At 70.9% G+C, this 15,132-nt stretch carries 16 protein-coding genes; 8 read left to right on the top strand and 8 right to left on the bottom strand.

Annotation, left to right across the window (positions count from 1 at the left end):
• Positions 1-2: 2 nt before the first annotated feature.
• Positions 3-218, bottom strand: coding sequence for a hypothetical protein (locus tag IOD16_RS31615; protein WP_123745646.1), 216 nt, complete (start codon positions 216-218; stop codon positions 3-5).
• A gap of 124 nt (positions 219-342) precedes the next feature.
• Between IOD16_RS31615 and IOD16_RS31610 the strand changes: the two genes are divergently transcribed.
• Both IOD16_RS31610 and IOD16_RS31605 read left to right on the top strand, forming a co-directional pair.
• Positions 343-1,200, top strand: coding sequence for a helix-turn-helix domain-containing protein (locus tag IOD16_RS31610; protein ID WP_236594499.1), 858 nt, complete (start codon positions 343-345; stop codon positions 1,198-1,200).
• Positions 1,201-1,221: 21 nt separating this feature from the next.
• Positions 1,222-1,407 carry a DUF397 domain-containing protein gene (locus IOD16_RS31605; RefSeq protein ID WP_201437437.1) on the top strand — a complete coding sequence of 62 codons (186 nt, stop codon included), beginning with the start codon at positions 1,222-1,224 and terminating at the stop codon, positions 1,405-1,407.
• Here IOD16_RS31605 and IOD16_RS31600 read toward each other — a convergent pair.
• Together IOD16_RS31600 and IOD16_RS31595 are read right to left on the bottom strand one after the other, a co-directional pair.
• Positions 1,404-2,246, bottom strand: coding sequence for a MerR family transcriptional regulator (locus IOD16_RS31600; RefSeq protein ID WP_201437435.1), 843 nt, complete (start codon positions 2,244-2,246; stop codon positions 1,404-1,406). The two genes, IOD16_RS31605 and IOD16_RS31600, sit on opposite strands and share 4 nt — an antisense overlap.
• A 73-nt stretch (positions 2,247-2,319) precedes the next feature.
• The gene (locus IOD16_RS31595; protein ID WP_201437433.1) at positions 2,320-2,562 is read right to left on the bottom strand and encodes a DUF2630 family protein; all 243 of its coding nucleotides are present in this window, start codon (positions 2,560-2,562) and stop codon (positions 2,320-2,322) included.
• Positions 2,563-2,716: 154 nt separating this feature from the next.
• On the opposite strand from IOD16_RS31595, the gene IOD16_RS31590 reads away from it, so the two are divergent.
• Complete coding sequence (locus IOD16_RS31590; protein ID WP_236594498.1) at positions 2,717-4,483, top strand: M14 family zinc carboxypeptidase; 1,767 nt, start codon at positions 2,717-2,719, stop codon at positions 4,481-4,483.
• A 447-nt stretch (positions 4,484-4,930) separates the two neighbouring features.
• Here IOD16_RS31590 and IOD16_RS31585 read toward each other — a convergent pair whose 3' ends face one another.
• Positions 4,931-6,559, bottom strand: a complete 1,629-nt coding sequence (locus IOD16_RS31585) for a glycosyl hydrolase family 18 protein (protein WP_123745651.1) — start codon at positions 6,557-6,559, stop codon at positions 4,931-4,933.
• A 275-nt stretch (positions 6,560-6,834) separates the two neighbouring features.
• On the opposite strand from IOD16_RS31585, the gene IOD16_RS31580 reads away from it, so the two are divergent.
• Positions 6,835-7,941, top strand: coding sequence for a serine hydrolase domain-containing protein (locus IOD16_RS31580; protein ID WP_201437431.1), 1,107 nt, complete (start codon positions 6,835-6,837; stop codon positions 7,939-7,941).
• Positions 7,942-8,009: 68 nt separating this feature from the next.
• On the opposite strand, the gene IOD16_RS31575 is transcribed toward IOD16_RS31580, so the two are convergent.
• Complete coding sequence (locus IOD16_RS31575; RefSeq protein WP_201437429.1) at positions 8,010-8,504, bottom strand: carboxymuconolactone decarboxylase family protein; 495 nt, start codon at positions 8,502-8,504, stop codon at positions 8,010-8,012.
• 203 nt (positions 8,505-8,707) lie between these two features.
• On the opposite strand from IOD16_RS31575, the gene sigJ reads away from it, so the two are divergent.
• The gene (gene sigJ, locus IOD16_RS31570; protein ID WP_201437427.1) at positions 8,708-9,613 is read left to right on the top strand and encodes an RNA polymerase sigma factor SigJ; all 906 of its coding nucleotides are present in this window, start codon (positions 8,708-8,710) and stop codon (positions 9,611-9,613) included.
• An 85-nt stretch (positions 9,614-9,698) separates the two neighbouring features.
• Here the strand turns inward: sigJ and IOD16_RS31565 are convergent, their stop codons facing one another.
• On the bottom strand, positions 9,699-10,160 hold the full coding sequence (locus IOD16_RS31565; RefSeq protein ID WP_201437425.1) for a heme-degrading domain-containing protein: 462 nt from the start codon (positions 10,158-10,160) through the stop codon (positions 9,699-9,701).
• Entirely contained in the window at positions 10,157-11,176 is a 1,020-nt protein-coding gene (locus IOD16_RS31560; RefSeq protein WP_201437423.1) for a Gfo/Idh/MocA family protein, read from the bottom strand. Before IOD16_RS31560 ends, IOD16_RS31565 begins: the two co-directional genes overlap by 4 nt.
• A 54-nt stretch (positions 11,177-11,230) precedes the next feature.
• Here IOD16_RS31560 and IOD16_RS31555 point away from each other — a divergent pair, with 54 nt between their 5' ends.
• Positions 11,231-12,271, top strand: a complete 1,041-nt coding sequence (locus IOD16_RS31555; RefSeq protein WP_201437421.1) for an ROK family transcriptional regulator — start codon at positions 11,231-11,233, stop codon at positions 12,269-12,271.
• Positions 12,272-12,337: 66 nt separating this feature from the next.
• Positions 12,338-13,087, top strand: coding sequence for a PP2C family protein-serine/threonine phosphatase (locus tag IOD16_RS31550; RefSeq protein ID WP_201437419.1), 750 nt, complete (start codon positions 12,338-12,340; stop codon positions 13,085-13,087).
• Between the two features lie 14 nt (positions 13,088-13,101).
• Here IOD16_RS31550 and IOD16_RS31545 read toward each other — a convergent pair whose 3' ends face one another.
• Entirely contained in the window at positions 13,102-13,779 is a 678-nt protein-coding gene (locus IOD16_RS31545; RefSeq protein WP_201437417.1) for an ArsR/SmtB family transcription factor, read from the bottom strand.
• 64 nt (positions 13,780-13,843) lie between these two features.
• Here IOD16_RS31545 and IOD16_RS31540 point away from each other — a divergent pair, with 64 nt between their 5' ends.
• A complete protein-coding gene (locus tag IOD16_RS31540; RefSeq protein WP_201437415.1) occupies positions 13,844-15,130 on the top strand; it encodes an isocitrate lyase/PEP mutase family protein in 1,287 nt (428 codons plus the stop codon).
• Positions 15,131-15,132 lie beyond the last annotated feature (2 nt).

The following is a 15,132-nucleotide window of genomic DNA, read 5'->3' as shown; positions in this document are numbered from 1 at the left end:
CCTCAGCCGGCCTGGAGCGACCCGTCGTCCAGCGCCGCCCGCTCGGCCGCCTCGGCGAAGGCGCTGCGGAAGTCCTCGATCTCTGTGCCGCCGAGCTTGACCACGTGGCCGTTCGTGTCCCACACCTCCACGAGCCCGTCGCTGACCGCGATCGAGCAGACGGACGGCAGGTTCTGGTTGTCCGTGCACCGGATCAGCCACTCCCGCTTGGTCTCCATGGGTCCCCTTTCGAGTGGTTCAAGGCTTGGTGAGGCCGAACTCGGCGGCCCGATTGCTAGCCTGGTCCTAGCTCAGATGATTATGCAACTGCTAGTCAGCAATTGACCCGATCGGATGACGACGATGCCGCTGACACCCACGGTCCGGCTCAAGTTCCTCTCGCTCTACATGCGCGAAGCCCGTGAACGCGCAGGTGTCGAGCCCAAAGAGGTCGCGAAGCTCCTGGGCCGGGACACCACGCGCGTCACCAAGATGGAGAAGGGCCGGGAGGGCCTGACCCCCGGTGACGCCAAGATGCTCCTCGACCACTACGGCGTGCACACCGAAGCGGAGAAGGCCGAGATCGTGGAGCTGGCCCGCACCCGGAGCCAGCGCGGCCGGTGGGCCGGTCACCGGGCCACGGTGCCGATGGAGCTGCGCCCGTACTACGACTTCGAGCTGGACTCCAGCGGGTTGCGCCTGTACGGCACGGAGTTGGTGCCCGGCGTGTTGCAGACGATGTCCTACATGCGCGCGCTCCTGGTCGCCCGCAACCGGGTCGACCGCGACAAGATCGACGATGTGATCACCATGCGGTTGGAGCGGCAGCAGATCCTGTTCCGGGACCAGCCGACCGACGCGGCGTTCGTGCTGAGCGAGAGTTGCGTGCGCAGGGTCTTCGGCGGCAACGCGGTGATGCACGAGCAGATGCTGCACCTGGCGAACCTGGCCCAGCGGCCCAACATCCGGCTCCAGGTGCTGCCGTTCGACGCGCCGGGCGGTGCGAGCACGTTCGGCTTCACGATGCTGCGCATCCCCGCGCCCACCTCCGCGCCGCCGCTGGAGATGGCCTACGTCGAGAACCTGCACGACGCCGACTACCTCGACGGCGACAAGGAGGTCGCCGACTACGCCAACCTGTGGGCCAACCTCACCGCGAACGCGCTCGGGGTGGAAGAATCGAGGAGGTTCGTGCTGGGCGTCGCCCAGAGCTACGCCTGATTGTGAGAGGTGGTCCCCGCCATGACGCCGGACTTCTCGGACGCCCGGTTCAAGACGTCGAGCTACACCGAGGACAACGGGACCTGCGTGGAAGTGGCCGTGGCGGGGGGCTTCGCGGCGGTGCGCGACACGAAGAACCGCGCGGGTGGGCACGTGGCCGTTCCCGCGCGGTCCTTCGAGGCGTTCCTCCGCTCCCTGGCGGGTTAGCGCATCGGGAAGGCGATGTCGCAGACCTCGTCGTCCGGGCCGGCGGCGTCGAAGTCGGCGAAGTAGACCTCGCGCGGCGCGTCGTGGATCGCGTGCCCGTTCTCCTTGATCCACGTGGCGACGGCGTCGTAGGCCGACAGGATCTGCGGGAACGCCACCTGCGCCTTGGTCAGCCGCACGTACGCCTCCCGGTGCGCCGGCTCCAGCCTGGCCGCCACCCCGTCCGGCGGCTCCGCCGCGTCGATCGGCACGCACGCCTCGACCGGTCCGTCGCTGTCCTCGTTCACCTCGCCGTGGTAGACGACGAACACCGCGCCGGACACACCGCCGTGGTCCTGCGCCGCCTTGACCAGCCGGCCCGTCGAGCTGTCGATCCAGTCGACGAGCGCGGGCTGGAGCAGGTGCCGCTGCTCCGTCAAGACCACCTGATCAGGTACTTCTCGCTGCTTGACCTCGTACATGTCGAGCAATCCCTTCCCTCCGGACAACATGACGCGGAGGTGGGCGGCCAAGCCGCGCCGCACGGCCATCCGGTGCTCGACCTCGGCCCAGTACCCGCCGACCAGGTCCGCCCGCTCGTCCTCGGGCGCGGCGACGATGCGCGCCACGACCGCGAGCGGCATGTCCAGCCTGCGCAGCAGCGCCACCAGCCGGGCGGCGGCCAACTGGTCCTCGCGGTAGCGCCGGTACCCGTTGCCCGTGTCGACCTCGGCCGGTCGCAGCAGGCCCTGGCGTTCGTACAGCCGCAGCGCCTTCACCGACAGCCGCGAGCGGCGGGAGAACTCCCCGATGCCCAGAAGCCGGGTGCCCGGTAGCCGTGCCACCCCCACATCCTCCATGGAGATGACCTTGCAGGCTGCCCCAAGGGACGAGTCAACCACCCTGTCCGACCACTGGTGGACCAACGGCGGGCTACTGGCGGTAACCCTCCACGGTGCGGGGGTCGCGGGCCTCGGCGGCGTCCGGGTCCATGCCGGCGGCCCGGCGCGCACGGCGTTGGCGCAGGAGGTCCCAGGTCTGGTCCAGGGCGACTTCGAGGTCTCGCAGCCGTCGGAAGTCGCCGTCGCTCAGGCCCTCGCCGATGCGCGATCCCTCCAACCGGTGCTCTTCCTCCACCAGGCGGGTGATGCGCTCGACCAGTTCTTCGTCCGTCACGACTCCTCCTCCATCCGGACCAAGCGCCGGGGTACCTCACCGGCATCTGTCAAAACCCCCGTGCCGTCGCGGTGAGGAATGGCCGGATGGCGGGTGTGCAAGCAGGCGGTTCGTCCCCCATCCTCCTGCTCAACCCTGCCTAGGAGGAACAACTGTGAAGTCGACCAGACGTTCACTGCTGACGCTGGCCATAGCCGGTGTCGCGGCGGCGGCGGTGGTCACCGGGGGCACCCCCGGAACCGCCGGCCCCGCCCCCGAGACCGCCGCCGTCCAAGCCGGCCCGACCTACGTCTACAAGGTCCACGCGCCGCTCGGCGCCGCCGCCCAGAACCTGCTCGGGCGCGGCTTCGACGTGCTGGAGGACCGCGACGGCGACTCCCTGTTCGTGCTCGGCGACGCGACCACCGGCGCGGGCCTCGAGCAAGCCGGGTTCACCGCCGTCATCGACGAGGTGCTGCCCGCCCCCCAGTGGCAGCCGCCCGCGAAGAAGTCGCAGTCGCCCACGTTCGAAGCGGCCGACATCAACGAGACCTACTACGGCGGCTACCGCACGATCAACGCCCACTGGTCGCACCTGGACCTGGTCGGGCAGCAGTACCCCGCGCTGACCACGCTCGTCGACTACGGAGACTCCTGGAAGAAGACCCAGGGCGCGGGCGGGTACGACCTGCGCGCCATCTGCATCACCAAGAAGAACACGGGCGACTGCGCGCTGAACACGTCCGCGCCGAAGCCGCGGTTCTTCGTGATGGGCCAGCTGCACGCCCGCGAGCTCACCACCGGTGACACGGCGTGGAAGTGGATCGACCACCTGACCACCGGGTACGGCGTCGACGCGGAGGTCACCGCGCTGCTCGACACCACCGAGGTGTGGGTCGTGCCGATCGCCAACCCGGACGGCGTGAACATCGTGCAGCAGGGCGGCAACTCGCCCCGCTACCAGCGCAAGAACGCCAACACCACGAACGGGTCGAACTGCTCCGGCACGTCGTCGTCGCAGATCGGCATCGACCTCAACCGCAACACCGACTCCCACTGGGGCGGCGAGGGCACGTCGTCCAACCCGTGCGACCAGACGTACAAGGGGCCGTCGGCGAACTCCGAGGTGGAGACGAAGGCGTTGCAGGCGCTGTGGCGCAACCTGTACCGCGACCGCCGCGGCACCGGCGTCACCGACGCCGCGCCCGCCGACACGACCGGCGTCGTGATCTCCATGCACAGCTACTCGAACCTGGTGCTGTTCCCGTGGGGCTGGACGACGCAGTACAAGACCGGCAACGACGCGCCGATGCGGGCCATGGCCAAGGACATGGCGACGATGGCCGGCGGCTGGCAGTACGGGCAGCCCGGTGAAGTGCTCTACAACGCGGCCGGCGCGACGGACGACTGGGTGTACGACGACCTGGGCGTGGCGTCGTTCGTGTGGGAGATCGGGCCGTCGTCGGGCTCGTGCTCCGGGTTCTTCCCGACCTACTCGTGCCAGGCGTCGACGTTCTGGCCGAAGACGAAGCCGATGCTGATGTACGCGGCGAAGAAGGCGGCCAACCCCTACGGCGGCGGCAACCCGCCGGTCGGGTGCGCCCGGCAGACCAACGACGCCGACGTGGCGATCCCCGACAACGGCGCCGCGGTCACCAGCACGATCACCATCGCCGGCTGTGAGGGCAACGCTTCGGCGTCGTCGCAGGTGGAGGTGCACGTCGTGCACACCTACCGGGGTGACGTGGTGATCGACCTGATCGCGCCGGACGGCACGGCCTACCGCCTGAAGGCGTCGAACAACGACTCGGGCGACAACATCGACACCACGTACACGGCGAACGTGTCGTCCGAGGCGCGCAACGGCGCTTGGCGGCTTCGCGTGCAGGACGTGTACTCGGCCGACACGGGCTACCTGAACTCGTGGAGCCTGACCGTCTAGTCCTCCTCGTCGTCCCGAACGTAGGCCTCCCGAGAGTCCTACGTTCGGCACGCGAGAGTCCAACCTCCACACCGCGCGTGTCCTACGTTCAGAACGCGTGTGTCCTACGTTCGCGCACCCCGAGTTGAACACTCAGACGTCGTACTCGCCGGTAGCGCGCGCGATATGACCTCGGGTCCCGTGACCGGATCGCGCCACCGCGCGGACAACTAGGGGTCGAACCCGCTCCCGGAGAAGGTGCGGCCGCCGCGTGGGCAAGTGAGCTGAGCGTTGAATTCAGGGGTCGTGAACGTAGGACTCACGCGTTCTGAACGTAGGACTCACGCGTTCCGAACGTAGGACACGCGTGTTCTGAACGTAGGACTCACGCGACGTGAACGTAGGACTCTCGCGGGTAGGCGAAGGGCCCTGCGGGAAGTCCCGCAGGGCCCTTGGCGTGCAGAGCGGTTACTTGAGGCCGTTGCCCATCGCGGTGATGAGCTCGCCGTTGGAGGTGTCACCGTCGAGCGACCAGAAGAACGCGCCGCCGAGGCCCTGGGTCTTGGTGTAGCTCATCTTGCCGCCGATGGTGGCCGGGGTGTCGTAGCTCCACCACTGGTTGCCGCAGTACGCGTACGCGGTGCCCGCGATGGTGCCGGTGGCCGGGCACTTGGTCTTGAGGACCTTGTAGTCCTCGATGCCCGCCTCGTAGGTGCCCGGCGCCGCGCCGGTCGCCGTGCCGCCCGGGGCGGCCTGGGTCACGCCCGTCCAGCCGCGGCCGTAGAAGCCGATGCCGAGCAGCAGCTTGGCCGCCGGCACGCCCTTGCTCTTCAGCTTCTGGATCGCCGCGTCGGAGTTGAAGCCCGCCTGCGGGATGCCGGTGTAGGACGTCAGCGGCGAGTGGGGCGCCGTCGGGCCCTGGGCGTTGAACGCGCCGAAGTAGTCGTAGGTCATGACGTTGTACCAGTCGAGGTACTGCGCCGCGCCGCCGTAGTCGGCCGCGTCGATCTTGCCGCCGTTCGACCCGTCCGCCGTGATGGCGGCGGTGACGAGGTAGTTGGCGCCGAAGCGGGTGCGCAGGGCCTGCGAGACCGTCTTCATCGAGCTGAAGCCGGAGGTGTCGCAGGTCAGACCGCAGGCGTTCGGGTACTCCCAGTCGATGTCGATGCCGTCGAACACGTCCGCCCAGCGCGGGTCCTCGACCAGCTTGTAGCAGGAGTCGGCGAACGCGGCCGGGTTCTGCGCCGCCTGGCCGAAGCCGCCGGACCAGGTCCAACCGCCGAACGACCACAGCACCTTGATGTGCGGGTACATCTTCTTCAGCTTGCGCAGCTGGTTGAAGGAGCCGCGCAGGGCGCCGGTGTCCCACGTGTCGGCCACGCCGTCGACGGAGTTCGCCGCGGTGTAGGCCATGTCGTAGTCGGCGTAGGCGTCACCGATGGTGCACTGGCCGTTCTGCACGTTGCCGAACGCGTAGTTGATGTGCGTCAGCTTCGAGGCCGAGCCGGAGGTGTGGATGTTCTTCACGAAGTACTGGCGGCCGTAGACGCCCCACTGGGTGAAGTAGCCGAGGTTCTTCCGCGAGCCCACCGGCGGGTTCGACGTGGTCGTCGTCGTGCCCGTGGTGGTGGTCGTCGTCGTGGTCGTAGTCGTCGTGGTGGTGGTCGTGGTCGTCGTCGGGTTGGTCCCGCCGGCGTCACACGACGCGCCGTTCAGCTTGCAGTTGGCCGGCCCGCTGAACGCGCCGGAGTAGGTCACGTTGAAGCCGAAGCTCACCGTGCCGCCGACGCCCACGCTGCCGTTCCACGTGTTCTTCACGGTCACGTGCTGGCCGCTGGTGGTGTACGAGCCGTCCCACAGGGAGCTGACCTTGTGGCCGGAGGGCAGGTCGAACTCGACCGTCCACGACGACAGGGCGGCCGTGCCGCCGTTGCGGATCGTGTACTTGCCCTCGTAGCCGGTGCCCCAGTCCGAGCCCTTGCTGAAGGTGGCCGAGACGCCGCCCGCACCGCTGGCCGCGGGTGCGACGACCAACCCCACCACCAACGTGGCGACCGCCACGAACAACGCTGTGACATGCCATCGGATCTTGGACATCGTGCTCCTTGTCAGGAAAGGAGTGCAGGGTTGACCACACGATGTGGTTCAGACCACTTCACGGTCAAGGTCTAGACCATTGTCGTCACTCTAATGGAGTAACACCAACCGCCCCGGAACCGGTTCCGGGACCGAACGACCACTAGGGGTTGATGAGCCTAAAGTCGCGCTCCCGCCAAGACCAGGGGCGGACGTCGGCACGTCGCCGGACGGCCAGACTCGAACCCGTCGAGGGATCCTCGGCCTCGCAGAGGGAGTCGCAGGGAGGAGCGTTGATGGTCAAGAGGGGAATCGCCTTAGCCACCGCCGTGGGGTTGGCGGTCGCGGGCATCGGCGGGACGGCGGTGGCCGAACCGTCGGTCGACCAGGCCGCGCGCGTCGACCGCCAGGTCGTGCAGCGGGCGTTGGACGACATCGCGCGCACGGCGGTCCAGGGGGTGCAGGTCCGGGTCGTCGACGGCCGGCAGGAGTTCACCGCCCGCAGCGGCACGGCGCGGATCGACTCACCGCGTCCCGTGCCGACCGACGGCCGGTTCCGGGTCGGCAGCATCACCAAGACGTTCGTGTCGACCGTCGTGCTCCAGCTGGTCGGCGAGGGGAAGGTCGACCTGGACGCGCCGGTGCAGCGGTACCTGCCCGGCCTGCTCCCGCACGGTGACCGGATCACCGTGCGCAACCTGCTGCAGCACACCAGCGGCCTCTACAACTACACCGAGGCCCTGCCGCTCGACCCGGACGGCGTGGTGGCCACCCGGTACAAGACGTGGGCGCCCACCGAGCTGGTGGCCCTGTCCACGGCCAAACCGCTCGACTTCGAGCCGGGCACCGCGTGGCAGTACTCGAACACCAACTACGTCGTGGCCGGGATGCTGGTGGAGAAGCTCACCGGCCGGCCGTACGGGGCGGCGGTCGCGCAGCGCGTGCTGCGCCCGCTGGGGCTGCGGTCGACGTCCGTGCCCGGCACCCGGATCGACATCCCCGGTCCGCACGCGCACGGCTACCTCAGGGCCGGCGGCCAGGTCGTGGACATCACGGAGATCAACCCGTCGGCCGCGTACTCGGCAGGCGAGATGATCTCGACGACGGCCGACCTCGACCGGTTCGTGGACGCGCTGCTGGACGGTCGCCTGCTCCGCCCGGCACAGCAGAGGGAGCTGACCTCGACGCTGCCGATCACCGAGGGCTACGGCCTGGGCATCGAAGCGCAGCAGATGCCGTGCGGCGTCACGGTCTGGGGCCACAGCGGCGGAATCCCCGGCTACAACAGCCTGGTGATCGGCACGGCGGACACGAAGACCCGGATGACGCTGTCCGCGACCTCCGAGCCCGACCCCGGTGAGCTCGCGGGCTACCAGGAGCTGCTGAACGAGGTGTTCTGCTGATCTCCCGGACGCGGTGACGTGGTGACGTGGTGAGGGCGTCCGACCGGGACGCCCTCACCGCTCGTCGCTCAGTCCCGCCACTGCTCCGCCGGCGCGACGCCCGGCAGCGGCCGGCCGACGAGTGCCACCGGGATGAAGAAGCAGACCTGGCCGATCGCCAGGGTCAGAGTGACCAACGCCTTGTCGTCGTAGTGCGCGGACGCCAGGGCGTACAGCTCGTCGGTGACGCGCTCGCCGAGCGGGTTGGGGGTGAGCACGGCCTCCACGAGCGCCAGCGCGGCCCGTTCGGCGGCGGTGAAGTGGGGCGCGTCCCGCCACGACGCGACGGCCGTGATGCGCTCCTCCGCCTCACCGGCTCTGCGGAGGTTGCCGGTGTGCAGCGTGGTCAGGTAGGTGCTGCCGACGATCTGCCCGGCGCGCAGCTGCACGATGCCGACGGTGGTCTGCGGGATGGAGCCGTTGCCGACGGCCTGGAACAGCGCTCCGCCGATCTGCGCCAGCTCGGGGACGAGCGCGGCGGGGTTGGGCAGGCGTGACTGGCGGGTGTCCTGGGTGGCGGTCATGGTGGGGTGGGTCCTTCCCGGAGTTCGTTGCTGTCACCGTGTTGACGCGTCTCGGCGCGAGGATGTGACCGCGCGGTGGACGGTGGCGGCAACTTCTCCGCGCACGACCTCGGAAGTGGATGGCGAGGAAGGTGACCGGGTCCGGCGGTCACATCGCGGACGTCCCGTTCGTCATGGGTTCGTCCGCGACACGAGAGGTGATCATGAACGACAGCGACTTCCTGGCCCGGCGCTTCGAGGAGCACCGCGCGCACCTGAAGGCGGTGGCCTACCGGATGCTCGGCTCCCTGGCCGAAGCGGACGACGCCGTCCAGGAAGCCTGGCTGCGCCTGGACCGCGCCGAGACCGGGGACATCGACAACCTCGGCGGCTGGCTGACCACGGTCGTCGGCCGGGTCTGCCTCGACCTGCTGCGCTCACGGCGGCAGCGCCGGGAGGACCCGCTCGACGACCGCCTGCCCGACCCGGTCGTCACCGAGGAGGTCGCCGACCCGGAGCACCGGGTGCTGCTGGCGGACTCGGTGAGCCTGGCGCTGCTGGTGGTGCTGGAGTCGCTCAACCCCGCCGAACGGCTGGCGTTCGTCCTGCACGACTTGTTCGGCCTGCCGTTCGAGGAGATCGCCCCGATCCTGGACCGCACGCCGGTCGCGGCCAGGAAGCTGGCCAGCCGGGCCCGGCAGCGCGTCCAGGGCGCGGTGCCCGCGCCGGACCCCGACCCGGCGGCGCATCGCCGGGTCGTCGACGCGTTCCTGAGCGCCGCGCGCGGCGGCGACCTCACCGCCCTGCTGGCCGTCCTCGACCCCGAGGTCACCCTGCGCGCCGACGGCGGCAAGGCGCTCGTCGGCGGTATGAAGGTCCTGCGCGGCGCCGCGGCCGTGGCCGGGCAACTCGACACCTTCCACCGCATGGCGACCCTCACCACCACGCGTCCCGCGCTGGTCAACGGCACGGCGGGGTTGGTCAACACCGTCGAGGGCCGACTGTTCTCGATCGTCGGCTTCACCGTCGCGGACGAGCGGATCGTCGAGATCGACATCCTGTCCGACCCCGACCGGCTGTCCCGCGTCCGCGTCGACCTGGCGGTGAAGAGTGCGCGGGCGAGGCGCTGAACGCCCGACGGCCCGTCCGGGGGCAGGACGGGCCGTCGGGTGGGGAAGAGCGCGGCGGCTGGGCGGCAGCCGCCGTGCCCTGGGTCTAGGTGGTGGCGAGGAACTTCTCCACCTGCTCCACGACGAACGCGTGGTCCTCGGCCTGGGGCAGGCCGGAGACGCCGACGGTGCCGACCAGGCCGACGCCGGCCACGTTCACCGGGAACACGCCACCGTGCGCGGCGTAGCGGTCGGGGTCGAGGCGCGAGTCCGCGTCGAACGTCTTGCCGCTCGCCCGGAAGCTCTCGCCGACCCGGTAGGAGCTCTGTCCGTAGCGGTCCACGACGCGGCTCTTGCGGTCGATCCACTCGTCATTGTCCGCCGAGGTGCCCGGCAGGGCCGCGTGGAACAGGCGTTGCTGCCCCCGGCGCACCGAGATCGTGACCGGCAGCGACCGTTCGCGGGCGGCGTCCAGCAGGAACGCGCCCAGTGCCAGCGCCACCTCGTTGTCGAAGGAGGTGAACACCAGTCGGGACTCCTGCTCGACCAACGTCTCCAGCAAGCTCACAGCGACACCACCTGTCCGGTCCGGGCGGAGGCGAACGCCGCCTCGATGACTTCCAACGCGCGCACCGCGGACTCCGGCTCGACCGGCAGGGGGCCGCCGTCGGTCAGCGCGGCGACCAGCAGCCGGTAGAACTCGGAGTAGGCGCCGGGCAGGCCGACGACGTCCTCCGCGTCGTCCAGCAGCCCCAACCGGCCGTTTGTCGACAAATCTTCAAACGGCTTGCCCGCGGCCAAGGCGTCCTCCTGCCGGTCGAGGCCGTGCGAGACGTACGCGCCGGTCGAGCCCAGCACACGGAACCGCGGTCCGTGCTCCGGTGCGGCGGAACTGGCCCAAAGGTGTGAACGCACGCCGTTCACGTGCGTCAACGCCACGAACACGTCGTCGTCCACCTCGACGCCCGGTCGCCGCAGGTCCAGTTCCGCGTACACGGTCGACACCGGACCGAACAGCTCCAACGCCTGGTCGACCAGGTGCGCGCCCAGGTCGTACAGCAGGCCGCCCGCCTCGTCGGGCGCGCCGAACTCGCGCCAGTTGTCCCAGACCTCCGGCGTCCACCGCTCGAACCGCGACTCGAACCGGGTCACCGCGCCCAGCGCGCCCTCGGCCAGCAGCGACCGGACCGTGCGGAAGTCGCCGTCCCACCGCCGGTTCTGGAAGACCGTCACCGGCACGTTCCGGTCCTTCGCCGCCTGGAGGACCCGGCGCGCGTCGGCCGACGTCGGCGCGAACGGCTTGTCGACCACGACCGCGATGCCGGCCTCGATCGCCGCCAGCGCCAACGGCACGTGCGTGCGGTTCGGGGTGGCGACCACGATCAGGTCTAGATCGAGCTCGAACAGCTCCTCGACCGTGGCCGGCAGGGCGAGGCCGGGGTAGGTGGCCTCGGCGTGCGCCCGACGGGTGGCGTCCGAGGTGACGACGGCGCTCAGCTCGAGGCCTGGTGTCGCCGCGATCAGCGGCGCGTGGAACACCCGGCCGGCGATGCCGTAGCCGAGCAGTCCGGTGCGGAGAGACATGGCAGTGATTAAAGCAACGGCGTGTAGTAAAAAGCCAGGTGCGATGATGGGCCCGTGGCCAACTTGCGCTTCCTGCGGGGGTACAACGACGCGGTGGTGCTCGGGCTGGCCAGGTCCGGAGCGGTGACCAGGGTGGAGCTGGCCGACCGCAGCGGACTCACGCCGCAGGCGGTGTCCAAGGTGGTGAGCAGGCTCATCGACGACGGCCTGCTGGTCGAGTCCGGCACCCGCAACGTGGGCGTCGGCAAACCGCGCACCCTGCTCAAGCTCGTCGCCGACAGCAGGCTCGCGCTCGGCGCCCAGGTCGAGCGCGACGAGCTGCGCGTCGTGCTGACCGACCTCGCGGGCACCGTGCTGGACCGCGCGGTCGCCCCCCTGCCGCGCGACTTCGACCCGCCGACGTTCGTGGCCGAGCTGAACCGGCTCGTCGACGGCCTGCGCAGCGAACGGCTCCTCGGCGTGGGCATCGGGTTCGTCGGCCCGCTGGACCACCGCACGGGCGTGGTGCACTACCCGACGGGGCTGAGCGAGTGGCAGGACGTGCCGCTGCGCGCGTTGGCCGAACGGCGGCTCGGACTGCCCGTGGTGCTCGACAAGGACACCAACACGGCGGTCGTGGCCGAGGCGTGGCGGCGCGGCGAGGAGCTGCGGGACGCGGTGCTCGTGCTCGTCGGCACCGGGCTCGGCATCGGGATGCTGCTCGACGGCCGCGTGCACCGGGGCGTGCGCACCAACGCGGGGGAGTACGGGCACACCACCATCCAGCTCGACGGCCCGCCGTGCGTGTGCGGGCGCAGCGGCTGCATAGAGGCGCTGCACAACCTCGCCGCCGCGCGAGGAGACCTGGTCGAGGCGACGTCCGTCGTCGGCGTCGCGGTGGCCGACCTGGTGCAGCTGCTCGACATCGACCACGTGGTGCTGGCCGGACGCGCGGTGCTCGCCGAACCCGCCGCCTACCTGGACGGCGTGCGCGCCAGGCTGCCCAAGGACGAGTGGCTGCCGGTGGACGTGTCGATCACCCCGCTGGGTGATGACGTGGTCGCGGCGGGTGCGGCGATGCTCCTGCTGAGCGAGTTCTACGGCCGTCCTCGCTGACCGGAGCGGGCCGAGTTTCGACATGCCCTGCTCACGGGCACCCGTGCGGGTGATTCACTGTGCGGCATGTATGCGCTCCGGTACGCCGTCGGCACCGACCCCGGCCTGCGCCGTGAAGCGAACGAGGACTCCGTGTACTTCAGCGAACGCCTGTTCGCCGTCGCCGACGGCATGGGCGGGCACGCGTACGGCGAAGTGGCGAGTTCGATCGCGGTGGCGGTGCTGGCCGACCTCGACCTCGACGCCGACGACCCACTCGGCGAGCTGTCCGGCGCGGCGCGGGAGATCGCGATCCGGCTGACGGACCTGGCCGAGGAGAACTTCGACATGCGCGGCATGGGCACCACGCTCACCGCGCTGCTGTGGGACGGCGAGCGGTTCGCGGTCGGGCACATCGGCGACTCGCGCTGCTACGTCGTCCGCGAGGGCGAACTGGCCCAGATCACCCGCGACCACACCATGGTCCAGGCGTTGGTGGACGACGGTCGGATGGCCGCCGAACAGGCCGCCGAGCACCCCGGCCGGTCCATGCTCATGCGGGCCTTGCAAGCGGGCAGCGCGCACGACCCGGACCTGTTCTTCCAGGACGTCGAAGCGGGCGACCGGTACCTGATCTGCTCGGACGGGCTGTCGGACGTGGTGGGCACGGCGGAGATCGCCGAGCTGCTGGCCGCGTCGGCGGACGGCGACGAGGTCGTGCGGACGTTGATCGAGGCGGCCAACGCGCGCGGCGGACCGGACAACATCACCTGCGTCGTGGTGGACGTGCTGCCGGCGGGCAACTCGTCGTGGCTGCCGAAGTGGCTGACGCGCTGAGGCTCCGGGACCGGCTAGGGGACTGAGACGCCCAGCAGGTCGCGCAGTGCCGTCTCGCCGGTGGGCGTGAGGCGCACGGCACGGCCCGTGCCGACACCGCGCACCCAGTTCCGGGCGTGCAGGTGGGCGCACACGTGCGCGCCCGCGGTGCCCGCGAGGTGGGAGCGGCGCTCGGTCCAGTCCAGGCACGCCTTGGCCAGCGGGCGGCGGGTGGCCGGCGGGGTGAACGCGAGTTCGCGCTCCAACCACGTGAGGCCGTCGTCGGTGAGGGCCAGGTCGTCGGTGAGCAGGCCGCGGGTGGTCATGGCGTCGGTGACGGCCACACCGAGGCGTCCGGCCAGGTGGTCGTAGCACGTCCGGCCGCGGCGCAGCGCCTGGTTGGCGGCGGACGCCCGCAGCGTGCGCGCCGGCGGGTCGGTGGGGCCCAGGTAGGCGAGCAGGTCCTCGAGCAGCCTGGCCTGCTTCGGGCCGGCCAGCTGGACGTAGCGGTGGCGGCCCTGGCGGCGTTCGGCCAGCAAGCCGGCCTGGACCAACCGGGTCAGGTGCTCGCTCGCCGTGGAGGGCGCCACCTCGGCGGCGCCGGCCAGTTCGCTCGACGTCCAGGCCCGGCCGTCCATGAGCGCGAGCAGGAAGCGGGCGCGGCTGCGGTCGGCCAGCAACGCGGCCAGGTTCGCCAGTTCGTCTGCGGCCATGGGGCCATTGTGCGCCCGTGACGGTTCGGCGGTGGCCGAAGCGATGGCGGCTTACGTTGGCGGCATGAACGAGCTGTGGGATTCGTCTTACGTGGTTCCGCCCGTGCCGGTGGCCGCGTCGGGGGTGGCTTGGCTGCGGTCGTCGGTGGCGCGGTTCAGCGAAGGCGACGAGCACGTGCGGCGGCGGGCGTCGGCGGAGCGGGTGTTGGCCGCGGTGGACCCCGGGGTGCTGCGGCGGGCGGGTGAGCCGGTGGCGGTGTTGGCCGAGGCGCTGGGGCTGCCCCGGTCCGTCGCGTCGGACGTCGCGGTGGTGGCCGCGTGCTACCAGCCGCACGTCGACGCGACCGTCGAGGCCGACGAGGCGGTGGCGCGGTTGGTCACGGCGTGCGGCGGCACGTGGGACGAGGCGACGGCCAACCTGATCGGGGTGCTGGTGCAGGCGTCCGGCGCGACCAGGGCGTTGATCGCCGGCGTGGAGCCGCCGGTGCCCGTGACGCGGCGGGTCGCACCGGACGGGGCGGTGGTCGAGGTGGACCTGGGTGAGGCGTGGTTCGGCGGTGGGCGGCACGCGTGCCCGGGGCGGGCGCACGCGCTGGCGCTGGTGGAAGGTGCGCGGGCGTTCCACCGGATGCACGACGACTTCCTGGTGCTGCCGAACGCGTGGGACTTCGCGTCGGCGGCGGCCTTCGTGCGGGCCGGGTTCGGGGCGGTGGGGACGACGAGCCTCGGCGTGGCGGTGGCGCACGGGCTGCCGGACGCGGCGGGGGTGGCGCGGTCGGAGACGGTGGCGTTGGCGCGGCTGCTGACGCGCCTGCCCGTGCCGGTGACGGTGGACGTCGAGGCGGGGTTCGGCGGCGACGTGCGGGCGTTGGCGGCGGAGCTGTGGGAACTCGGTGTCGCGGGCGTGAACGTGGAGGACGGTCGCGGGGCGGGACTGGCGGAGCCCGCTGACCAAGCCGCGATCGTGCGTGCGTTCAAGGAGGCCGCGCCGGGGCTGTTCGTCAACGCGCGCGTCGACACGTGGTGGCTGGGCGTCGACCGCGCTTCGACGCTCGACCGTGCGCGGGCTTACGTGGATGCCGGTGCGGATGGCGTCTTCATCCCGGGCCTCGACCAGGAGGCGGAGATCGCCGCCGCCGTCGCCGCTGTCCCGGTCCCGCTGAACACCTTGCCGTCCCTGCCCACGGAGACGCTCCGCGCGTTGGGCGTCCGCCGCGTGAGCACCGGCTCGCTCCCGTTCCGCGCGGCCCTGGCCGAAGCCGTGCGAACCGCCGAAGCCGTCCGCTCCACCACCCCGCCCCCGACCACCCTCCCCACCTACTCGGAAACCACCGCCCTGACCACCCCGTGAGT

Origin of the sequence: Saccharothrix sp. 6-C (assembly GCF_016695385.1) — a bacterium.
Taxonomy (GTDB): Bacteria; Actinomycetota; Actinomycetes; order Mycobacteriales; family Pseudonocardiaceae; genus Actinosynnema; species Actinosynnema texasense.
The sequence above is the reverse complement of the archived record's forward strand: the minus strand, read 5'-3'. Positions and strand labels throughout refer to the sequence as shown.